Source organism: Neisseria sp. HMSC064D07, assembly GCF_001837185.1.
In the GTDB taxonomy this organism is placed as follows: Bacteria; Pseudomonadota; Gammaproteobacteria; order Burkholderiales; family Neisseriaceae; genus Neisseria; species Neisseria flavescens_C.
The window spans coordinates 1-20122 of sequence record NZ_KV831707.1; the positions used below are offsets into that span (position 1 = coordinate 1).

The window sequence follows — 20122 nt, forward strand, 5'->3', positions numbered from 1 at the left end:
GTCTCAGGCCGTCTGAAATTTCAGACGGCCTTTTGATTATGTTTTAAAGAATAGGGCGTAGCTTAGAGGCTCATACGCCGTGGCGGTCGAGCCAACGTTCGGCATCAAGCGCGGCTTGGCAGCCGGAAGCGGCGCTGGTGATGGCTTGACGGTAGGTATGGTCTTTGACGTCGCCTGCCGCCCATACGCCTTCGATATTGGTTGCGCCGACATTGTCACCGGTGCCGCCTTTGGTTTTCAGATAGCCGGTTTCATCCATATCGAGTTGACCTTTGAAAATATCGGTGTTGGGTTTGTGGCCGATAGCGATGAAAACACCTTTTACAGCGATTTCTTCAGTGCTGCCGTCATTGTGTTTCAGGCGTGCACCGGTAACGCCGCTTTCGTCACCCAAGATTTCATCAACCGAGCTGTTGAGCTTGAGGATGATTTTGCCTTCTTCGACGCGTTGCATCAGCTTGTCCACCATGATTTTTTCAGCGCGGAAGCTGTTGCGGCGGTGAATCAGGGTAACGGTGTTGGCGATATTGGCAAGGTAGAGTGCTTCTCCCACAGCGGTATTGCCACCGCCGACTACGGCAACATCTTGTTTTTTGTAGAAGAAACCATCGCAAGTTGCACAGGCGGAAACGCCTTTGCCGGCAAAGGTTTCTTCGCTTGGCAAACCTAAATATTTGGCGGATGCGCCGGTGGCAACGATGAGCGCATCGCAGGTGTATTCGCCCATATCGCCTTTGAGGGTAAACGGACGGTTTTGCAAATCAACGGTGTGGATTTGGTCGAAAATCATTTCAGTGCCGAAGCGTTCGGCATGAGCTTGGAAACGGGCCATTAGTTCCGGACCTTGTACGCCTTCTGCATCGGCAGGCCAGTTGTCCACTTCGGTGGTGGTCATCAGTTGTCCACCTTGCTCAACGCCGGTAATGATTACAGGGTTTAGGTTGGCACGGGCGGCATAGACGGCGGCAGTATAGCCGGCAGGGCCGGAGCCGAGGATGATGAGTTTATGATGGTTGCTCATGATGGTTTCCTTGCTGATAAATGATTGAATTTTGTCGTATCTAAGCTTTCAGACGGCCTGAATTTTACTTGAATCTGCCGCCGTCTGAAATATGTTTGTTGCTTGGGTTTAGTGGCTGTCTTTCCATTGATAGTATTTTGAACCGAGGAAAGAGCCGAGTTTGCGTAGGAAAGGCTGGGTAATGATGTTGCTGTGGCACAGTTGTTCAAAAGGTTTCAGACGACCGTCATCACCCATGATGGCTTCGGCAATCGCCAAGCCGGCAATGCCGGTAATCGCCATGCCGTGTCCGGAATAGCCTTGGGCGTAGAAAACGGTAGGGGCGAGGCGGCCGAAATGTGGGGCGAGGTTGCGCGTAATGTCGCATTCGCCGCCCCAAGAATGCTCGATTCTGACGTTGGCAAGTTGCGGGAAAACTTTCAGCATGTCTTGGCGGACGAGTTCGGTCATGCGGTCAGGGTCGTCGATAAACTCGTTGTCTTTGCCGCCAAAAAGCAGGCGGCTGTCAGCGCTGAGGCGGTAGTAGTCAAGGACGTGGCGGTTGTCGCAGATGGCCATATTGTTGCGGATCAGGTCTTTGGCACGCTCGCCCAGAGGCTCGGTGGCAATGATAAAGGTGCTGACTGCAATGGCTTTTTGTTCCAATACTTTGAATTTCGGGTGTAAACCGGCATAAGTATTGACGGCATAAACGAGGTTTTTGCACTCAACGCTGCCATTGGGCGTATGAACCAGCCAGCCGTTATCGCATGGCTCGATACGCGTCATCGGGGATTGCTCAAAAAGTTGTACGCCTGCATCGGCTGCCGCTTTGGCAATGCCTAGGGTGTAATTGAGCGGGTGTAAGTGGCCGGATAAAGGATCAAATTGCGCGCCTTGATACATATCGCTGGCAAGTTGTTGTTTCAGCGTGGCTTTATCCCAAAGCTGGTAATGGCTTGCACCATAATGTTTTTGAGCGTGTTCGTGCCATTGCTGCAATTCTTCCCAATGCTGAGGACGGACGGCGACGGTAGCGTAGCCGCGTTGCCAATCGCATTGGATGTTGTGTTTTTGAATGCGCGAGTCAACCAGTTCAACGGCTTGCAGGGATTGCTGCCAGAACCATTGTGCCTGTTCCAAGCCGACTTGTTTTTCGATTTCTTCCATGCCGCAGGCAAAGTCGCTGATGACTTGTCCGCCGCTGCGACCTGATGCGCCGAAACCGATACGAGCGGCTTCAAGTACGATGACTTCATGGCCGTTTTCGGCAAGCGGTAGAGCGGTGCATAAGCCGGATAGGCCACCGCCGATAACGCAGGTTTCAGTTTTCAGACGGCCTTCAAGCGTCGGATAAGATGGATGGGGATTGGCCGTGCTGACATAGTAGGAAGGAAGGTATTCTTTGAAGCTGGGATTAATCATGATTTGAGCTTTAGGTTGGTTTTCACTTCATTGAAATTGGTTTTCAGACGGCCTTAAATGTGGGCTTAGATTCAGGCCGTCTGAAAGGATAAGATGCAGTTAATAAAACAGGCTGTTCCGATGCTTTATCGGACAGCCTGTCTGCATATTAGGCGGCTTTCTCGGCTGCCAATTTTTCTTGGCGGTAGGCTTCGGCAGCCTCGCGTTCCCGTTTGGTTGCCTGACGCATCATCCAGTAGTTAACGACAATCACCAGCGTACTGATGATACCGATCAGGATGGTTGCCAAAACGTTCATCTGAGGGTCAAGGCCGAGTTTGATTTTGGAGAAAATCACTTGCGGCAATGTCGATGAACCCGGGCCTGACAGGAAGGAGGTAATCACCAAGTCGTCCAAAGACAGGGTAATGCCCAAGAGGAAGCCGGAAGCAATCGCAGGGGCAATCAGCGGCAGGGTAATCACGAAGAAAATCTTCAGTGGACGGGCACCCAAGTCCATAGCAGCCTCTTCCAAGGATTGATCCAATTCCACCAAGCGCGAGCGGATAACGACGGTAATGTACGCCATACAAAGCGTGGTGTGGCCGAGGAAGATAGTAAAGAAGCCGCGATCGAAGTAGAGCGATTGCAGCAATTCACTGCCTTGCAGGAACATTTGCACCTGAATAATCAATAGCAGCATGGACAAACCGGTAATCACGTCAGGCATCACCATAGGCGCGGAAATCATACCGGCAAACAGGGTGCTGCCGCGGAAGCGCTTGATACGCGCCATGGCGTAACCAGCCAATGTGCCGAGTGCTACGGCGGCAAGCGAGGAAACGATGGCGATACGCAATGACAGCCAGGCCGCTTCCAAGATGGTGTCGTTTTCCATCAATGCGCCGTACCATTTGGTTGAGAAACCGCCCCAAACGGTAACCAGTTTGGATTCATTGAAAGAATAGATGACTAAAACCACCAGCGGAATATAGAGGAATGCCAGCGAGAGCAGGAGCATCAGTTTCAAGAACCAGGATAATTTGGTTTTCTGCATTATTTGCCTCCTTCTTCCAATTCACGGTTTTCATAGTGCTGGAACAGGGCAATCGGTACAACCAGCAGGGCAACCATAACGACGGCGACGGCAGAAGCCAGCGGCCAGTTGTTTTGGTCGAAGAATGCCTGCCACAATACCTTACCGATCATCAGGTTTTCAGAACCGCCCACCAATTCAGGAATCACAAATTCACCGACGGCCGGCACGAAGACCAGCATAGAGCCTGCGATGATGCCTGTTTTGGATAAAGGCAGGGTAATGGTAAAGAACGATTTGATCGGACTTGCGCCCAAGTCGGAAGCGGCTTCGAGCAGACGGTTGTCCAGTTTTACCAACTGTGTGTACAGCGGCAAAATCATAAACGGCAGATAGGCGTAAACCATCACCAAATTCAGCGAGAAAGCATTGTAGAACAGGTCTAAAGGCTCGCTGATGATTCCATATTTGATTAAGAAATTATTGATGATGCCGTTGTGACCCAATAAGCCCATCCATGCGTAAACACGCAACAGGAAAGAGGTCCAGAAAGGTAGCATGATTGCCAACAGCAGGCCGTTGCGCGCAGCCGGATTGGCGCGTGAAATGGCATAAGCGGTCGGATAACCAATCAACAGGCAGATGATGGTCGTCGTCAGCGCGGTCTTAATCGAAGACCAGTAGGTCATCAAATAGATATTGCTGTTTTCACTGTCGCCAAACGGATTGAGCGTATTCCAAAAGTTTTGGAAGATGTCGGCGTAGTTCTGATAGCTGATGGCAATGTTCAGACGGCCTAAGTCTTCATCAATCGTCGTCAACGGCGTAAATGGCGGAATGGCGATTTCTTGTTCGGCAAAGCTGATTTTCAATACGATGGCGAACGGAATCAGAAACAGCACCAAGAGCCAGATATACGGCACGGCAATCACTGCACGCTGTCCAGGACGGCGAAACAGTTTCTTTTTCAGTTTTTTAAGGTCCATTGCATTTCCCTCAAATTAACTGTACAGAGGCGTAGGTTGGTTTTCAGGCCAGCTGATATAGACAGTCTCGTCCCAAGTCGGCGGAGTAATGTTGCGCACATACCAATAAGGTGCGGGAACTTGGCTCTTAACGACACGGCCGTTGGCGAGTTTGATGTGGTAAATCGCAAAGCTGCCCAGGTAGGCAATTTCTTTAACTGTGCCTTGAGCCCAGTTGTGCGCGCCCAAGTGTTCCGGTTTTTCTTTATGCAAATCAATGTCTTCAGGGCGGATGCTGATCCAGATTTCATGCTCGTTCGGAACGCCCAGACCGTGGTCGATGCGGACGTGGTTTTCCAAGCCGTCACATTTGACGATAGAGAAATCGGCGCGGTCGTCAATAACGACGCCGTCAAAAATATTGGTTTCGCCGATAAATTCAGCGGTAAAGCGACTGTTAGGGTAATCGTACACGTCGCTAGGCGTACCGACTTGGCGCAGTTGGCCGTCGGACATAATGGCGATACGGGTAGCCATCGTCATCGCTTCTTCTTGGTCGTGGGTAACCATGATGCAGGTTACGCCGACTTGTTCCAGCGTGTTGACCAATTCCAGTTGGGTTTGTTGGCGCAGTTTTTTATCGAGTGCGCCCAAAGGTTCGTCAAGCAGCAGGATTTTAGGACGTTTCGCCAGGCTGCGTGCCAAAGCGATACGTTGTTGTTGGCCGCCGGAAAGTTGGTGCGGCTTGCGTTTGGCGTATTTGGTCATTTGCACCAGGCGCAACATTTCTTCGACGCGGGCGTCGATTTCGCCTTTAGGCATTTTGTCTTGTTTCAGACCGAAAGCGATGTTTTGCTCAACGCTCATGTGCGGGAACAGGGCATAGCTTTGGAACATCATGTTGATTGGGCGCTCATACGGGGCAAGCTTGGTAATGTCTTGGCCGTCGAGAATGATTTTGCCCTGATTGGGGCTTTCCATGCCTGCCAACATGCGCAGCAGCGTGGATTTGCCACTGCCTGAGCTGCCCAAAAGGGCAAAGATTTCATGTTGGTAAATGTCCAAGTCGATGTTATCGACAGCGTAATTGTCACCAAACTTTTTCACCAAGCCTTGGATTTGCAGATAAGGTTTGGCTGAAGACGCAGTGGTTGCGGTCATAATGGCAATACTCCAAAAAGAAAGACGAGTACCGGCAAAACGGATTTTCGAATGGGTGATAAAAAGCTGTTTGATTGCTGGCGGGAGTCGGACGGAGGCCGTCTGAAACTCTTGTAAAGCGCACGGGCAGCGTGGATAGAAAGCAGTTTAAGCCTAAGCTTTTGCTCTCGGCAAACTCGATATTATATTAGCCTAAGCCTCATAGGGGCAATATGAAATTGCTTGTATCGGCTGATTTGAAACAAATAGGAAAGGAAAGGCAGGCAGGGGAACAGGATAGCGAAAATGGGTAACGTTGTTTTTCTGCACAAAGTGGCTTAATTGTTATTCATTTGTCTTAAATAATTATTCAAAATAGAATAAAATACGCAAATTGCATTTATTTGCTAAAATCATAATGGATTACGTTTTATATCGGGTGAGGCGGTTTTGCTCAGAATTGAAACTAAATCCGCTATATGAATAAAAGGGAAAATATGAGTATCAAAGAATGGCCCGAAGGGGAGCGACCGCGTGAGAAGCTGTTGGAGCGTGGCGCGGAGGCATTGAGTGATGCAGAGTTGCTGGCGATTTTGTTGCGTGTCGGAACGCGCGGCATGAGCGCGGTCGATTTAGCGCGTTATTTGTTGAGTGAGTTTGGCAGCTTGGGGAAGCTGATGAGTGCGGATGCCAAAACACTCGCTGCTTATAAGGGCATGGGCTTGGCGAGCTATACTCAATTTGCAGTGGTCAAAGAAATCGGGCGGCGGATTTTGGGTGAAGATTTGCAGGAGCAGATTGTTCTGTCAAACCCGCAATCGGTTGCGGATTATCTGCGCCTGCATCTTGGGCATGAAAAAATCGAGATCAGCGTTGCGTTGCTGCTCAACCGTCAAAATCAATTGATTGCGGTACGGGAATTATCGCGCGGTACAGTGGCGGAAAACACGGTTTATATCCGTGAAATCGTCAAATTGGCATTGGATGAATATGCCGACAGTTTGATTTTGGCACACAATCATCCGGGCGGTTCGGCAAGGCCGTCTGAATCTGATGTGCAGTTTACAGAGCGTTTGAAACAGGCTTTAAGTTTGGTCGATATTACGCTCTTAGACCATTTTATCGTGACGGCAAAAGAAATCTGCTCTTTGCGCGAACAGGGCTATATGTAAGGATGAATGTTCAGACGGCCTCAGTAGGATTCCTAGGCCGTCTTGAAGGATTATTGCGTTACTTCATCGGATGATTCTTCTTTGTGGATGATTTCTTCCGATTTTGGCTTTTCTTTGCTCTTTTCTTTTTCTTTGTCCTTGTCTTTTTTGCCGTCAGGAATAGCGGCATCAATCACTGCCCCCGTTCCTTTGACAACCAATTTTCCAGCAGTCAGGACGGTTGTGGCAGCCAAATCGACAGCCGCACCTACAACGCAGCCGTTAAGCGTCAAGCAAAGGGCAAGTGCCGGAAGCAGGCGTTTTGTACATCTCAATGGCTGCATCCGCAGTGTCCTTCGTGATGATGGCCGCATCCGAGTGCTTCTTGCCAAGCATCATCATCGCCGTCAAATTCTTCAACTTCGTCAAATTCGCCGTTTTCTACCATGCTTACCAGCTCTTCCAAGCTTTCTGCGCCTTCTACCCAAAAGCAGGGAATATCGGGTGGTGTGTCGGGGGCAAGCAGGGCGGCCTGTTGGTCGTGCCAAGCAATCCAGTAGCCGTTTTGCGTTTGTACGAATACGGCATCGGGATGGATGGTTTCGTTTTCGGTATTGACCAGCATTCTGGCAGCGATATCGGTTTGAAAAGGTAAGGTTTGCATGATGGTTTGAGAATGTAAGAAAAGAAAGTATTGTAACATGGCAAAAACAAACGCACCGTCTGAGTCAGGCGGTGCGTTTGTGTCTCGGCAACTTGGGGGCGGTCAGTTTAGAGTGTCAGCCGCACCGGGAATGTCATTCCGTCAAGATTATTTGTTGTCGTTAGCCAAAACGAAGCGGTAAATAGCTGCGCCAACTGCTGCGCCGGCAATAGGAGCCAACCAGAACAACCACAGTTGTTCAACAGCCCAGCCGCCTTGGAACAAGGCAACGCCGGTAGAACGTGCAGGGTTAACGGAAGTATTGGTTACAGGAATACTAATCAAGTGAATCAGGGTCAGACCCAGGCCAATGGCGATAGGGGCAAAGCCAGCCGGAGCCAGTTTGTCGGTAGAACCCATGATGATGATCAGGAAGAATGCGGTCAGTACGAATTCGATCAGCAAAGCGGCCATCATGTCGTAACCGTTAGGAGAGTGCTCACCGAAACCGTTGCTGGCAAAGCCGGAAGCAACAGCATCAAAACCGGTTTTACCGGAAGCAATCAGATACAGAACGCCCGCAGCGGCAATCGCACCGATAACTTGGGATACGATATAAGGCAACAGGTCTTTACCGTTGAAACGGCCGCCGATGAAAAGGCCGACGGAAACGGCAGGGTTGAAGTGGCCGCCGGAAATGTGGCCGACAGCGTAAGCCATGGTCAGTACGGTCAAACCGAATGCTAAAGCGACACCGGCAAAGCCAATGCCAAGCTCAGGGTAGGCTGCTGCCAAAACTGCGCTGCCGCAGCCACCGAATACCAGCCAGAAAGTGCCGAAAAATTCTGCAAAATATTTTTTCATTTGTTTTTCCTCGTAAAGGGTGGGGTGTTGCCGAAGGCATGAATCATAATAAGATTGCTTCTAATCGAAAAACGGATTTACCTGTTTTTTCCGGCCTTGATTTAAGCGAAGATAAATTAATCCAGATGGTCGCTGCTTTGCGCCAAGATAGTGCGGTTGCCGTTGTTTTCCGCCGGGGAAACAATACCGTCGGCTTCCATTTGGTCAATCAGGCGGGCGGCGCGGTTGTAGCCGATGCGCAGTTGGCGTTGGATATTGGAAATGCTGGCTTTACGTGATTTCAAGACAACGGAAACGGCTTCGTCATACATGGGGTCGAGGTCGCTGTCGGTGCTGCGGCTGGTACCGGTAAAGTCCTCGGTCGAACCGCTGCTTAGAATATCGTCGATATAGTCAGGTGCGCCGAATTGTTTCAGGTATTCCACTACGCGGTGTACTTCGTTGTCGGATGCGAATGCGCCGTGTACACGTTGCGGATAGCCGGTACCGGGTGGCAGGAACAGCATATCGCCCTGACCGAGTAGGTTTTCCGCACCCATTTGGTCAAGAATCGTGCGGCTGTCGATTTTGCTGGACACTTGGAAGGCAATGCGTGTCGGAATATTGGCTTTAATCAGGCCGGTAATGACATCCACGCTTGGGCGTTGGGTAGCAAGAATCAAATGGATACCGGCTGCGCGTGCTTTTTGGGCGAGGCGGGCAATCAGTTCTTCAATTTTTTTGCCTGCAGTCATCATCAGGTCGGCAAACTCATCTACCACGACCACGATAAACGGCAGTTTCTCCAATGGCTCAGGGTTTTCAGGCGTGAGGCTGAACGGGCTGCCGATTTTTTCGCCACGCGCGGCGGCTTCGGCAATTTTTTGGTTGAAACCGGCAAGGTTGCGCACGCCCATAAAGCTCATCAGGCGGTAGCGTTTTTCCATTTCGTTGACGCACCAGTTCAGGGCATTTGCTGCCAGTTTCATATCGGTCACGACAGGGGCAAGCAGGTGCGGAATGCCTTCGTAAATGCTCAACTCCAGCATTTTCGGGTCAATCATAATCATGCGTACGTCTTCAGGCGTTGCTTTGAAGAGCATGGACAGAATCATGGCGTTCACGCCTACGGACTTACCCGAACCGGTCGTACCGGCAACCAGCAGATGCGGCGCTTTAGCCAAGTCTGTCACAACAGGCTGGCCGGTAATGTCTTGGCCGAGGGCCAGGGTCAGTTTAGATTTGGATTCGGTAAACGCAGGCGAATTGAAGATTTCGCTCAGGCGGATCATTTGGCGTTTCGGATTAGGCAATTCCAAGCCCATGCAGGTTTTGCCGGGGATGGTTTCCACCACGCGGATGGAAGCCACGCCAAGTGAGCGCGCCAAGTCTTTTTCAAGGTTCAAAACGGCACTGCCGCGCACGCCGACATCAGGCTCAATCTCGTAGCGCGTAATGACCGGGCCGGAATAGGAGTCCATCACTTTGACTTTAACTTTGAACTCAGCCAGTTTTTCTTCGATGGTAATGCTGTTTTCCAGCAACTGTTCTTCAGTTTGCGAGGCGCTTGGGTCAAACTGCGGCGGCAGAAGCAGGGCGGTAGTCGGCAGGTGTGCCTCGGTAAGTGTTGCCGAAGCTGGAATAGCTACACTTGGCGTACTCTCTTGAATGCTTGGTTCTACGGTTTGAACAGGCGTTTCAACGACTGTCTGTGTATATTCAGACGGCCTTGCGATTGTTTCAACAGATTCAACGGGTTCAATGGTTTCAACCGCTTGAATAGCTTCTGCTTCCGCTTGTACAGGTGCTTCCGGTTCATTATCGAATTCAGCTTCTTCGACGGCAGATTCACTGATTAAATAATCGTGGATACTGCGTTCAGGCTGATTGCTGACATGCGCATTGACTTGTGCATCAAAAATCGGCACTTGGATTTTATGTTCAAAAGCAGGCGGTTCGGGAATATCAATCGGCGCAATCGAGGTTTGGAAAACGGGTGGCTCGGGAATATCGGTTTTCGCCATAGGGACAACCGGTACGGCAGGCGGCTCAACTACGGTTGCGTTTGGCGCGGCAGGTCGGGAGATATAAGGAGATTTTTTAACAGGCGCAGCCGGTTTCGGACGGGACGGTGTTGCCGGTTGTGGTGCAACAGCTTCCGTGGCAGCTTGTTTACGCGCCCATCTTTCGGCGGCCGCTTCGGTATGGCGAACTTGACGGCGCAGGCTGGCAGGACGGCTGATTTGTCCCAAGTTGGCCAGAATTTCGTCATTTTCGATGGTGCGCGGAGAGTAGTCGCGCAAAGGGGCGACGGCCGCGGCCAGTTTGTGGCGTGCAGCGGTACGGCGGGCAAGGTTGTCGTGAATATCTTCCGCTTGGATTTCAGAAGGGAATGCCTGCATGGAAGTATAGGGGAGGATGGCTTCTTTTTCTGCAGTTCTTAAGGCCGTCTGAACGGTTTCGATATGCGGCGCATTGGCTTCTGCCACGCGGACATTGTTGGCACGCGCCAAGGCACGCTCGCGTGTGCGGCGCAAGATAGGGTCGTTGTAGTCGATGATTTCCATGCCGGTCATCGGCAGGGATGAAGCACGCAATAATGGAGTTTCAACTTCGTCTTTGTAAATCGGCGCATTTTTTTCGGCCAAATGCTCGTTCCATTCTTCAACTGCTGCTTCGTGCAGGGAACGTGTGGCTTCTTCTAATGTGATTTCTTCAAAATTGTTGTTTTGCACTAAAGACGGGCTGTATTCGGGCGTTTCCATTTGTGCAAACGGCGTGATTTTAGGAATACGTTCCGGTTTGGCAGGTTTGCGGGTTTTAGGCTCAGCTTTGATTTCTTCTTCGGTAGCTGCGATGTGTTCCAGCTCTTCGGCAACTGGCTCTGCTGCGTGTTCTTCTGTTTCGGCGCGTTGCATTTTATTGTGTTCGAGCGCGGAAAGCAGGCGGATGCGGGCGATTTTATGGTTGTCGGCAGTGCGCTTGTTCATGCTGAACAAACGTTTCAGGCTGTCCAGTTGGTCGGAAAAACTGACCGGGCTGTCTTCTTTGTTTATTTCTTGTTCGTCGCCACTGAGTCGGGCCAATTCTTGGCGCCATTTTTGCTCTTGTTTCTGGCGCAACCAGAACAAGCCGGCTATGACAGCCAGCAGAATTAAAGCCAATATTGTCCAAAGCATGCGTCCATCCCCTTAATTAAACGGCAAAGTCCGTTATTCTAACGCTTTTTTCGGGTAAACAAAACCAGCCGAAACAAGCTTTAACGGCAAAGGCAGACAGGATTGTCAAAGCTATGGCTTGAGACGCGTATAATAGGCCGTCTGAACATTTTGCGGATGAGATGATGATTTTTCAAAACGGATGGTTTCCCGTTGGTGTCGTGATGGCTGCATGGCCTGTGTTGCTGGTAATTTTTGCTTTGTGTGCAAAGCAGGCATGGGTGTCGGTATCGCAGCATCGTTCCGCATTCTTGGTGGCTGCCGTGATGTTGCCGCTGGCTTGGAGTTTGAATGCTTCCCCGGAAAGCGGACAACTGGCCGGCATGAGCTATCATTTGCTTGCTTTAAACCTGACGGCTTTAATGCTGGGCACTTCTGCCGCATTCTGCCTTGGTGTTTTGCTGTTTTTTCCGTATTTGTGGCTTTGGGGCGATTGGCATATGTTCCCCATCAACGCCTTGTCCGTATTGCTTCCGCCTTTGTTGGTGAACTTGGGTTTCCGCCATTGGGTGTCGCGTTTGCCTGCCAATATCTTTATCTTTATTTTTCTGAATGGTTTTTGGGCTGCGGCGGTCGGAATGGTGTTTACCGGCGTAATTTTGGTCGGTTTGTTGGACTGGGCGGATGTATTCGATACGGCGGTATTATGGAAAACCGCTTTTCCTGTTTTCTTCTTAATCGCTTGGGCAGAGGCATTTTTGAGCGGTATTTCAACAGCCATTTTTATCGCGCTTAAGCCGCAATGGATTTGTACTTTCGATGACGACAGGTATTTGAAATCCGCGCCTAAGATTTGGCAATAAGATATGAAGGTATCCTTGCTTGGTTTTCAGACGGCCTAATGACCGGATGGCCTGTTTTTTGAATTGAATGTTTAACTTGTTATGTTTGCTTATATTTTTCCCATTGTTTGCGGTGCCATTGTCGGAGCTGTATTGCGTTGGCTGTTTGGCTTGGTGCTGGTGTCTTCTGCGCCTTTTTCTATCGGTACATTGGCGGCAAACTGGCTGGGCGCGTTGCTGATTGGTGTATTGGCAGAACTCTTAACCGATCCGCAATGGCGTTTGCTTTGGATTACCGGCTTTCTCGGCAGCTTGACCACATTTTCAGGTTTTTCAGTGGAGATGGTGGGTTTGATGCAGGCGCAACGTTGGGGTATGGCTTTGATGGCGACCTGTCTGCATGTTTTCGGTTCATTTGGTTTGACAGCGCTGGGGATTAAATTGGCGCAGATTTGGAAGTAAGCAAAAATAACAGGGTGCAAAATTGCACTCTGTTATTTTTTATAGGCATTTAATCAATGCCAATAAGCAAACAGACGGTTTCTTGACAATAGATTTTGCCGGACTCGCTTAAGTGTGCCGGTTTGTAGGCGGCAAAGGTGTAGGTCAGGTCTGCGCGGAATGTGTCGGGATCGGCTTCGGCGGTGTCGCAGTTGAGGCCGGTGGGAATATCGAGGGCGACTTTCAGGCCGTCTGAATGATTGAGTTGGCGGCAGAGAGCGGCGATTTCGGTTGGAAGGGCGCCGCTGAAGCCTGTGCCGAATATGCCTTCGATAATGATGTCGTAACCTTTTTTCAGACGGCCTTCCAGTTCTTGTGCGGATATCAATTCAATATGGGGCAAACCGTTGAGGCGTTCTCGATTGGTTTGAGCCAAGGGGGAGAGGTTTTCTCCGAGTGAAAACAGAATGTCGATGTGCCAACCTTGCGCCTGCATATATCTTGCCATGACTAAGCCGTCGCCACCGTTGTTGCCTTTGCCGCAAACGATCAGGGCGCGTCCGGCTTGAGGATGACGCTGCATAAGGTCTCGGGCGGCAGAGCTGCCGGCATTTTCCATCAGTTGGTCGAAGCTCGTGCCTTTATCGACGGCTGCTTGCTCGCGTTCGCGCATCTGGGCGGCGGTATAGACTTTCATGATCGGCTCTCTTTACAGGAAGTTATTTGTCGGCGGTATTCATCAGGCGCAAGGCTTTCAGACGGCCTATTTCTTTTTGATATTCCACCAGTCCGATAAATGTGCCGTCTTGGCTGTATACGCGAATGGGCTGTTCGGCGGAAATGTCTTCGGTAAACTGGGGGCGTTGACCGTGTTTGAGCATGGTAACGGCGTAGTCGTTTAGCTCCAGTTTGGGAAAATATTGCACCAAAACATCGCAAGGCAGCAGCAGGGCATCGCGTTCGGCTTCATCCAATTCTGTCAAGGTTTCGAGCGTGTGGCTTTGGGCAATGGTAAAACCGGCGGTTTCAGTACGGCGCAGGGCGGTCAGGTGGGCAAATGTGCCGATGTGTTTGGCGATGTCTTCGCTGAGGGTTCGGATGTAAGTACCCTTGCTGCAGCGTACGTCTATCACGGCTTTGGGTGCATCAAACTCTGTGATATCAATGGAGTAAATGGTGATATCGCGCGCTTTGCGTTCGATAACGATACCTTTGCGCGCGTATTCGTACAGCGGTTTGCCTTCGTGCTTGAGGGCTGAAAACATCGGCGGCACTTGGCGGATATCGCCCGTTAAGGCTTGGCAGGCCGTCTGAAATTCGGATAGTGAAATATCGGTGCGAGCAGTGGCAACGATTTCGCCTTCTGCATCACCCGTACTGCTGGCTTCGCCCAGTTTCAGCGTGGCGGTATAGGCTTTGTCGGCATCAATCAGATATTGGGCGAACTTGGTCGCTTCGCCGAAACAAACAGGCAAAAGCCCTGTGGCCAAAGGATCGAGTACGCCGGTATGCCCGGCTTTTTCGGCACGGAACAAACGCCGCGCTTTTTGCAGGGCGGTATTGCTGGAAAGTCCTTCGGGTTTGTCGAGGAGAAGAACGCCGTTGACCGGGCGTTTGGTGGGTTTGGCTGTCATAGTGTTTTTTTAAGGAACATGCCGTCTGAAAAAAGAGTTTTATATTTTCAGACGGCATTTTATTATCAGTTGAACCATTTAAAGCGATAAGTTGTCCGCTTGATTTTTATAAATGGAAATGAAGAAACTTCAGAAACCTCTACAGATTTTGGTTGCATGGTTTGCTTTGCCAATGTTGCGGTTACCGTTACACTTTTGAAAAGTTGGTCTGCATCTATCAGTTCTTTCGTAGTTACCTTATCTGTTTTCAAGAAGCTTTCGTTGCTGATATCGGCAGTCTGATCCATATTAACTTGAGATTGGTATCGTAATGTTATCTCTTGATCAGTCTGATTTATCAATTCATAAGAACTTGTTTGAATATACGGTATGCCTAAGATAGAAAAATTTTTCTGAGATGGGGCAGGTAGCTTGTCAGGGTTAATATCCGCCCAAAGCCATATCCAGTAACCCCATGGATTGTCCATCTTTTTTTGTTTTATGGCATTTTGTATTTCTAGATTGTTTAATTCCTCCAAGTCATCTTTACTAATACTTTTCTTCTCAAGGCTTATTTTCTTTGATTGAGTGTAAAAATCTTTCCAGTTGATAATATCAACAGCTTGTCCTGATTGATTAATTAGTAAAACAATGGGTGGCAGAGTTTGCGAAGAGAGTACATCTTCTTCGCTAGGTTTGTAATCATTGATAGAAATAATATTACGGTTGCCGTAAGACAGTACAAAGTTGCTTATTCCCCGTTTGGTTAATTGAATGAAATACCTATACTCTATCACGTCGGATGAAACATCATTTGTTTCTGTCACGCCATATGGAATATCAGTTATCTCTGTTACTTCGGCTTTATTTTGCTTCCAATTAAAAGATAAAGGCGTGGAAAAGGCATAGGACGCTGTTGCAAATAAAATAGATACAAGCCATTTTTTCATCATAGATTTCTTAATCTTCAACCGGTTTTTCCGCCGCCACTTGGTCGATCAGGCTGGAAATGCTCATGCCGCGTTCGAGTGATTCGTCGTATTTGAAGTGCAGCTCGGGCGTTTTGAAGAGTTTGATGCGTTTGGCCAATTCGCTGCGCAAATGGCCTTTGGCGTGTTCCAAAGCTTCTTCGGTAATGTCGCGCGTGCTGTCGTCGAGGACGGTATAGAACACGGTGGCGTGGCTGTAATCGCGGGTGACTTCGACTTCGTTGATGGTGATGAAGCCTGCGCGCGGATCTTTCAGGCCGGTGCGGACGAGTTCGGCAAGCTCGCGCATGATTTGTTCTTTGACACGGTCTTGGCGGGCGTAGCCGCGTTGAGGTTTTCTCATGGTTTTCCTTGATGTATGGCAGGCTGTCGTTTTCAGACGGCCTGCGGTTTGGATTTTGAAAAGCAGCCTATTATAACGGAGCACGGTTTATTGTGCTTGAACCGAGAAAGGCATATCGATTTTTTGCCATTGCGCGCTTTCGTAGTCCAGCGCATCGGCGATGAGGGGGTGTTGCTCCAGCCATTGGGCATTGATGCGCAAGATGAAGCTGTGGTTGTTTTCATCGATGCGAAGCTGGGTTTGCGGCGGCAAATCAAGCGGCAGGCGCGAACGGCAGAAGAGGGCGGCCAGGCGCAGGGATAATACGGCACACCACATGATTTCGTTGTTGCCGATAATGTCTGCCATTTTCTTGAGGTCGCCGCGATGGCCGATAACCAGTTGCGCCAAAATGGTTTGCTCTTTGCGTGAGAAGCCCGGCATATCGGCGTTTTCGAGAATGTAGGCGGAGTGTTTGTGATAACCGGTATGGGCAATATCCAAGCCGATTTCATGCAGACGGCCTGCGCGGCTGAGGTATTGGTTCCACAGGGCAAGCTCTTGAACAGTTACGTTTTTGGCGTGGCACAGGCTGTTCATAAAGGCTTGCGCGGTATCGGCAACGCGTTTGGCTTGGTTGAGGCTGACGTGGTAGCGTTTTTGGAACTCGGCCGTTGTCTGTTCGCGCATATCAACATTGAGGCTGCGGCCGATTAAGTCGTAGAACACGCCGTCGCGGAGGGCGGCTTCGGTAACGGTCATTTTGGTCAGCGAGAGTTCTTCAAAAGCGGCCATCATCACGGCCAACCCGCCCGCGAAAACTTCGATGCGTTCGGGTTTGAGGTTTTCAAATTTGGCTTTTTTAACCGAACCGGCTTCGATGATCCTATCGGCAAGATAACGCATGCCTTGGGCGGTAATGTCGGCTTCTTGCGGCAATTCGGCTGCCAAAACGTCGCGTATGGATTTTGCCGAACCGGACGTGCCGATGGCGAAATCCCAACCGGTACGCTTCATCATTTTGCTGATGCGTTGGATTTCGATACGCGCGGCGGAAACGGCGGCTTGGAAATCTTTGGCAGTCACTTTATTTTGAAAGAAGCGCATGCTGTACGTTACGCAGCCTAAAGGCAGGCTTTCTGTGGTCAGTGGTTGCAAATCCGAGCCGATAACAAATTCGGTCGAACCGCCGCCGATGTCGATAACCAGCATTTTGTCGCCTTTGGGCGGCAGGGTATGCACTACGCCGGTGTAAATCAGACGCGCTTCTTCACGGCCGGCAATGACTTCGATGGGGAAACCCAGCGCCGCTTCGGCACGGGGCAGGAATTGGGCAATGTTTTTGGCGACGCGGAAAGTGTTGGTGGCCACCACGCGCACGTTTTCAGGCTGGAATCCGCGCAGGCGTTCGCCAAATTTCGCCAAACATTCCAAGGCTTGTTCTTGAGAGGCTTCGCTCAGGTTTTTTTGTTCGTCCAAGCCGGCGGCAAAGCGAACCATTTGTTTGAACGAGTCGATGACTTTCAGCTGGCCGTTGTTGTTTTCACAAATTTGCAGGCGGAAACTGTTGGAACCCAAGTCGACGGAGGCTAAAACGTTGGCGGGAGTGGTGGTCATAAAAAATACCGCTTGATTAGAAAAACCTAAATGTTACTTGAGGCTGTATCACTTGACAATAAAAGGAATACAGCTCTTTGATTCTGCTCATAGATGTATTTTATAATGCTGATTTTAAGCAAATATATCGAAGGCCGTCTGAACTTTTTAGACGGCCTAAAAAGAGAAAATACATGAAATCGGAAAACCAAGATTCCTTATTTTTATCGCGCCGCCGTATGTTGCAAGTTGGCGGAGCCATGCTTTTGACGCCTGCGACCGCATGGGCTGGGGCGCAACGTGAAGAAACGCTGGCGGATGATGTGGCTTCCGTGATGCGCAGTTCGATTAATAGTGCCAGCCCTGCGCGGCTGGTGTTTGCAGATTCGAAGGAAGGGGAACGTTGGTTGGCGGCGATGTCTTCCCGATTGGCACGCTTTATTCCCGATGAGGGCGAGCGCCGCCGTTTGTTGGTCAATATTCAATACGAAAGCAGTCGCGCCGGACTCAACACCCAAGTGATTCTGGGTTTGATTGAAGTGGAAAGCGCGTTTCGCCAATATGCCATCAGCGGAGTGGGCGCGCGCGGTTTGATGCAGGTGATGCCGTTTTGGAAAAACTATATCGGCAATCCGTCGCACAATCTTTTCGATATCCGCACCAATCTGCGCTATGGCTGCACCATTCTGCGCCATTACAACAATATCGAAAAAGGCAATATTGTCCGCGCTTTGGCAAGGTTTAACGGCAGCTTGGGCAGTAACAAATATCCGAATGCCGTGTTAGGCGCGTGGCGAAATAGATGGCAGTGGGGTTGATTGGGGATAATGGGATAGGGCAGATCTTGCGTGACGTTGTTTTTTGTTAAAACCGTTTTATACCGATGAAGCAGGTTTGCGATAAACGGCTTGCGATTTGACTCCATGCAATTCCTTTGAATCCTGTATAATCAGAAAATCTGTTAATTCACACTTTCAGACGGCCTTTCGCAAACTTAAGGCCGTCTGAAACATTATTTATGGCAAGAGATAACCGCATTCAAATGTTTCCGCACGAGTGGCGTGCCAGTACCACACTTTCCGGTGTTTACGCACTGCGTATGTTGGGGATGTTTTTGGTGTTGCCAGTTTTGGCGATGTATGCCGCTTCGTTGCCCGGCGCAGAAAACAATAAAGCGCTGGTCGGTATGGCGATGGGTATTTACGGGCTGACACAGGCTTTGCTACAGCTACCTTTGGGCATAGCTTCCGACAAGTTCGGTCGTAAAAAAGTGATTTATGCCGGCTTGATTGTGTTTGCGGCGGGTAGTTTTTTGGCCGCAGTTGCCGACAGCCTGCAGATGTTGGTTGCCGCGCGAGCCATTCAAGGCGCGGGTGCCGTCAGCGCGGCGGTAACGGCTTTACTGGCGGATTTGACCCGTAACGAAGTGCGGACGCGTGCGATGGCGATGATCGGCCTGAGTATCGGCTTGACCTTTTCCGTCAGCCTAGTGCTGGCGCCGATGATTGCCAGCTTTATCGGCGTATCCGGCCTGTTTGCGCTGACCGGTATTCTGACGGTAATCAGTATTGGCGTGATTGCCTGGATGACGCCTGATCCTGAAGTGTCAAAAATGCACGAAGACACGCAGGCGCAGCCTTCGCGTATGGGCGAAGTATTGAAAAACCGCCAACTGCTCAATCTCGACTTCGGTATTTTTGCCTTGCATGCGGCGCAAATGGCTTTATTTACCGCATTGCCGTTTGCCATGACGCAGTTGGGTTTGGAAAAAATCCATCACTGGCAAGTCTATCTGCCGTCAACCATTACCGGTCTGATTATTATGGTGCCGCTGATTATCGTCGGCGAAACGCGCAACAAACTCAAACAAGTGTTTATCCTTGGTATCGTCTGCATTGCCACGGCGCAAATCGGTCTGCTGTTCGGAATGCACTCGGTATGGTTGATTACCGCTTATCTGATTGTTTACTTTATTGGTTTCAATGTATTGGAAGCCAGCCTGCCGTCTATGGTATCGAAAATCGCTCCGTCCGATTTGAAAGGTACGGCGATGGGCGTGTATAACACCATGCAGTCGGTCGGCTTGTTTGTCGGCGGTGCAACCGGTGGTTTATTGTTCCAAAAATACGGTTTTGTAGGCGTATTTGCCTTTTGTAGCGTATTAATGTTGCTGTGGCTGGTATTGGCAGTCATTTCGCCGGCACCAAAACCCGTCAAAAACCTCAGCTATCCGCTTAACGCCGAATGGCAACAAAATCCGGATTTGCTCTACCAAAAATTGACCGAAATTGAAGGCGTTGAAAGCATCAGCTTTAGCGCAGACAAACAAACCATTTATATCAAGGCCTTGCAAAAAGGATTCGACCAAGAGGCCGCCGAAAAAATCATCACAGGAGTGTAAAATGTCATTGAATAAAGTTATCCTCATCGGCCGCCTCGGCCGCGACCCGGAAGTCCGCTATATGCCCAACGGCGAGGCCGTCTGTAACTTCAGCGTTGCCACCAGCGAAACTTGGAACGACCGCAACGGCCAACGCGTAGAACGTACCGAATGGCACAACATCACCATGTACCGCAAACTCGCCGAGATCGCCGGTCAATACCTGCGTAAAGGCAGCCAAGTGTACCTGGAAGGCCGTATCCAAAGCCGTAAATACCAAGGCAAAGACGGCATCGAGCGCACCGCTTACGACATTATCGCCAACGAAATGAAAATGCTCGGCGGTCGCAATGACAACAGCGGCGGCGCACCATATGATGACGGCTACAACCAAGGCGGCCATTCAAGCCAAAGCAGTTACCAACAAGCGCCACAACAGCAATACCAATCAGCCCCGGCGCAAGAACCCCCAGCCGCCCCAGCCCGTCGTCCTGCCCCGGCACAACCGACCGCTCCGGTTGATGATATCGACGACGATATTCCCTTCTAATTGTTGAGCAACACAAAGGCCGTCTGAAAAATATACTTTCAGACGGCCT

At 50.2% G+C, this 20122-nt stretch carries 20 protein-coding genes; 6 read left to right on the plus strand and 14 right to left on the minus strand.

What is annotated here, in order from left to right; all coding sequences use genetic code 11:
• Positions 1 to 70: 70 nt before the first annotated feature.
• From trxB to potA, 5 genes are all read right to left on the minus strand, one after another.
• A complete protein-coding gene (gene trxB / locus HMPREF2608_RS09540; protein WP_070826800.1) occupies positions 71 to 1021 on the minus strand; it encodes a thioredoxin-disulfide reductase in 951 nt (316 codons plus the stop codon).
• Between the two features lie 108 nt (positions 1022 to 1129).
• Positions 1130 to 2425 carry an NAD(P)/FAD-dependent oxidoreductase gene (locus tag HMPREF2608_RS09545; RefSeq protein WP_070826802.1) on the minus strand — a complete coding sequence of 432 codons (1296 nt, stop codon included), beginning with the start codon at positions 2423 to 2425 and terminating at the stop codon, positions 1130 to 1132.
• 148 nt (positions 2426 to 2573) lie between these two features.
• Positions 2574 to 3461: an ABC transporter permease subunit gene (locus tag HMPREF2608_RS09550; RefSeq protein ID WP_070826804.1), complete on the minus strand. Its 888-nt coding sequence runs from the start codon at positions 3459 to 3461 to the stop codon at positions 2574 to 2576.
• Positions 3461 to 4426: an ABC transporter permease subunit gene (locus tag HMPREF2608_RS09555; RefSeq protein WP_070826806.1), complete on the minus strand. Its 966-nt coding sequence runs from the start codon at positions 4424 to 4426 to the stop codon at positions 3461 to 3463. Before HMPREF2608_RS09555 ends, HMPREF2608_RS09550 begins: the two co-directional genes overlap by 1 nt.
• Positions 4427 to 4441: 15 nt before the next feature.
• Complete coding sequence (gene potA, locus HMPREF2608_RS09560) at positions 4442 to 5566, minus strand: ABC transporter ATP-binding protein (protein ID WP_049335895.1); 1125 nt, start codon at positions 5564 to 5566, stop codon at positions 4442 to 4444.
• A 476-nt stretch (positions 5567 to 6042) separates the two neighbouring features.
• Here potA and radC point away from each other — a divergent pair, with 476 nt between their 5' ends.
• Positions 6043 to 6717 (plus strand): RadC family protein, encoded by a 675-nt coding sequence (radC, locus tag HMPREF2608_RS09565; protein ID WP_070826808.1) that lies wholly within the window; start codon positions 6043 to 6045, stop codon positions 6715 to 6717.
• 50 nt (positions 6718 to 6767) lie between these two features.
• Here the strand turns inward: radC and HMPREF2608_RS09570 are convergent, their stop codons facing one another.
• The 4 genes from HMPREF2608_RS09570 to HMPREF2608_RS09585 form a co-directional block, all read right to left on the minus strand.
• Entirely contained in the window at positions 6768 to 7040 is a 273-nt protein-coding gene (locus HMPREF2608_RS09570) for an NF038104 family lipoprotein (RefSeq protein ID WP_070826810.1), read from the minus strand.
• Positions 7028 to 7360: a hypothetical protein gene (locus HMPREF2608_RS09575; protein ID WP_004520787.1), complete on the minus strand. Its 333-nt coding sequence runs from the start codon at positions 7358 to 7360 to the stop codon at positions 7028 to 7030. The genes HMPREF2608_RS09570 and HMPREF2608_RS09575 overlap by 13 nt, the downstream gene beginning before the upstream one ends.
• Positions 7361 to 7507: 147 nt before the next feature.
• Positions 7508 to 8203, minus strand: coding sequence for an aquaporin Z (gene aqpZ, locus HMPREF2608_RS09580; RefSeq protein WP_070826812.1), 696 nt, complete (start codon positions 8201 to 8203; stop codon positions 7508 to 7510).
• A gap of 116 nt (positions 8204 to 8319) precedes the next feature.
• Complete coding sequence (locus tag HMPREF2608_RS09585) at positions 8320 to 11361, minus strand: DNA translocase FtsK (RefSeq protein ID WP_070826814.1); 3042 nt, start codon at positions 11359 to 11361, stop codon at positions 8320 to 8322.
• 164 nt (positions 11362 to 11525) lie between these two features.
• On the opposite strand from HMPREF2608_RS09585, the gene HMPREF2608_RS09590 reads away from it, so the two are divergent.
• Both HMPREF2608_RS09590 and HMPREF2608_RS09595 read left to right on the plus strand, forming a co-directional pair.
• Positions 11526 to 12203, plus strand: coding sequence for an energy-coupling factor ABC transporter permease (locus HMPREF2608_RS09590; RefSeq protein WP_070826816.1), 678 nt, complete (start codon positions 11526 to 11528; stop codon positions 12201 to 12203).
• Between the two features lie 81 nt (positions 12204 to 12284).
• Positions 12285 to 12644: a CrcB family protein gene (locus HMPREF2608_RS09595; RefSeq protein ID WP_070608638.1), complete on the plus strand. Its 360-nt coding sequence runs from the start codon at positions 12285 to 12287 to the stop codon at positions 12642 to 12644.
• 49 nt (positions 12645 to 12693) lie between these two features.
• Here HMPREF2608_RS09595 and HMPREF2608_RS09600 read toward each other — a convergent pair whose 3' ends face one another.
• The 5 genes from HMPREF2608_RS09600 to ppx form a co-directional block, all read right to left on the minus strand.
• Positions 12694 to 13320 (minus strand): NAD(P)H-hydrate epimerase, encoded by a 627-nt coding sequence (locus tag HMPREF2608_RS09600; RefSeq protein ID WP_070826817.1) that lies wholly within the window; start codon positions 13318 to 13320, stop codon positions 12694 to 12696.
• Between the two features lie 22 nt (positions 13321 to 13342).
• Entirely contained in the window at positions 13343 to 14257 is a 915-nt protein-coding gene (gene truB, locus HMPREF2608_RS09605) for a tRNA pseudouridine(55) synthase TruB (RefSeq protein WP_070826819.1), read from the minus strand.
• 65 nt (positions 14258 to 14322) lie between these two features.
• Positions 14323 to 15186: a hypothetical protein gene (locus HMPREF2608_RS09610; RefSeq protein WP_070826821.1), complete on the minus strand. Its 864-nt coding sequence runs from the start codon at positions 15184 to 15186 to the stop codon at positions 14323 to 14325.
• A 10-nt stretch (positions 15187 to 15196) separates the two neighbouring features.
• Positions 15197 to 15568 carry a 30S ribosome-binding factor RbfA gene (rbfA, locus tag HMPREF2608_RS09615; protein WP_003685554.1) on the minus strand — a complete coding sequence of 124 codons (372 nt, stop codon included), beginning with the start codon at positions 15566 to 15568 and terminating at the stop codon, positions 15197 to 15199.
• An 87-nt stretch (positions 15569 to 15655) separates the two neighbouring features.
• Complete coding sequence (gene ppx / locus HMPREF2608_RS09620) at positions 15656 to 17164, minus strand: exopolyphosphatase (RefSeq protein ID WP_004520779.1); 1509 nt, start codon at positions 17162 to 17164, stop codon at positions 15656 to 15658.
• Positions 17165 to 17337: 173 nt separating this feature from the next.
• Between ppx and HMPREF2608_RS09625 the strand changes: the two genes are divergently transcribed.
• From HMPREF2608_RS09625 to HMPREF2608_RS09635, 3 genes are all read left to right on the plus strand, one after another.
• Entirely contained in the window at positions 17338 to 17961 is a 624-nt protein-coding gene (locus HMPREF2608_RS09625; protein ID WP_070826823.1) for a lytic transglycosylase domain-containing protein, read from the plus strand.
• 200 nt (positions 17962 to 18161) lie between these two features.
• On the plus strand, positions 18162 to 19544 hold the full coding sequence (locus HMPREF2608_RS09630; RefSeq protein WP_070826825.1) for an MFS transporter: 1383 nt from the start codon (positions 18162 to 18164) through the stop codon (positions 19542 to 19544).
• 1 nt (position 19545) lies between these two features.
• The gene (locus HMPREF2608_RS09635) at positions 19546 to 20073 is read left to right on the plus strand and encodes a single-stranded DNA-binding protein (protein ID WP_049332709.1); all 528 of its coding nucleotides are present in this window, start codon (positions 19546 to 19548) and stop codon (positions 20071 to 20073) included.
• The last annotated feature ends 49 nt before the right edge of the window (positions 20074 to 20122 follow it).

Coding starts and splice junctions, on each gene's coding strand:
- trxB (WP_070826800.1), bottom strand. CDS start 1,021: ATGAGCAACCATCATAAACTCATCATCCTCGGCTCCGGCCCTGCCGGC.
- HMPREF2608_RS09545 (WP_070826802.1), bottom strand. CDS start 2,425: ATGATTAATCCCAGCTTCAAAGAATACCTTCCTTCCTACTATGTCAGC.
- HMPREF2608_RS09550 (WP_070826804.1), bottom strand. CDS start 3,461: ATGCAGAAAACCAAATTATCCTGGTTCTTGAAACTGATGCTCCTGCTC.
- HMPREF2608_RS09555 (WP_070826806.1), bottom strand. CDS start 4,426: ATGGACCTTAAAAAACTGAAAAAGAAACTGTTTCGCCGTCCTGGACAG.
- potA (WP_049335895.1), bottom strand. CDS start 5,566: ATGACCGCAACCACTGCGTCTTCAGCCAAACCTTATCTGCAAATCCAA.
- radC (WP_070826808.1), top strand. CDS start 6,043: ATGAGTATCAAAGAATGGCCCGAAGGGGAGCGACCGCGTGAGAAGCTG.
- HMPREF2608_RS09570 (WP_070826810.1), bottom strand. CDS start 7,040: ATGCAGCCATTGAGATGTACAAAACGCCTGCTTCCGGCACTTGCCCTT.
- HMPREF2608_RS09575 (WP_004520787.1), bottom strand. CDS start 7,360: ATGCAAACCTTACCTTTTCAAACCGATATCGCTGCCAGAATGCTGGTC.
- aqpZ (WP_070826812.1), bottom strand. CDS start 8,203: ATGAAAAAATATTTTGCAGAATTTTTCGGCACTTTCTGGCTGGTATTC.
- HMPREF2608_RS09585 (WP_070826814.1), bottom strand. CDS start 11,361: ATGCTTTGGACAATATTGGCTTTAATTCTGCTGGCTGTCATAGCCGGC.
- HMPREF2608_RS09590 (WP_070826816.1), top strand. CDS start 11,526: ATGATTTTTCAAAACGGATGGTTTCCCGTTGGTGTCGTGATGGCTGCA.
- HMPREF2608_RS09595 (WP_070608638.1), top strand. CDS start 12,285: ATGTTTGCTTATATTTTTCCCATTGTTTGCGGTGCCATTGTCGGAGCT.
- HMPREF2608_RS09600 (WP_070826817.1), bottom strand. CDS start 13,320: ATGAAAGTCTATACCGCCGCCCAGATGCGCGAACGCGAGCAAGCAGCC.
- truB (WP_070826819.1), bottom strand. CDS start 14,257: ATGACAGCCAAACCCACCAAACGCCCGGTCAACGGCGTTCTTCTCCTC.
- HMPREF2608_RS09610 (WP_070826821.1), bottom strand. CDS start 15,186: ATGAAAAAATGGCTTGTATCTATTTTATTTGCAACAGCGTCCTATGCC.
- rbfA (WP_003685554.1), bottom strand. CDS start 15,568: ATGAGAAAACCTCAACGCGGCTACGCCCGCCAAGACCGTGTCAAAGAA.
- ppx (WP_004520779.1), bottom strand. CDS start 17,164: ATGACCACCACTCCCGCCAACGTTTTAGCCTCCGTCGACTTGGGTTCC.
- HMPREF2608_RS09625 (WP_070826823.1), top strand. CDS start 17,338: ATGAAATCGGAAAACCAAGATTCCTTATTTTTATCGCGCCGCCGTATG.
- HMPREF2608_RS09630 (WP_070826825.1), top strand. CDS start 18,162: ATGGCAAGAGATAACCGCATTCAAATGTTTCCGCACGAGTGGCGTGCC.
- HMPREF2608_RS09635 (WP_049332709.1), top strand. CDS start 19,546: ATGTCATTGAATAAAGTTATCCTCATCGGCCGCCTCGGCCGCGACCCG.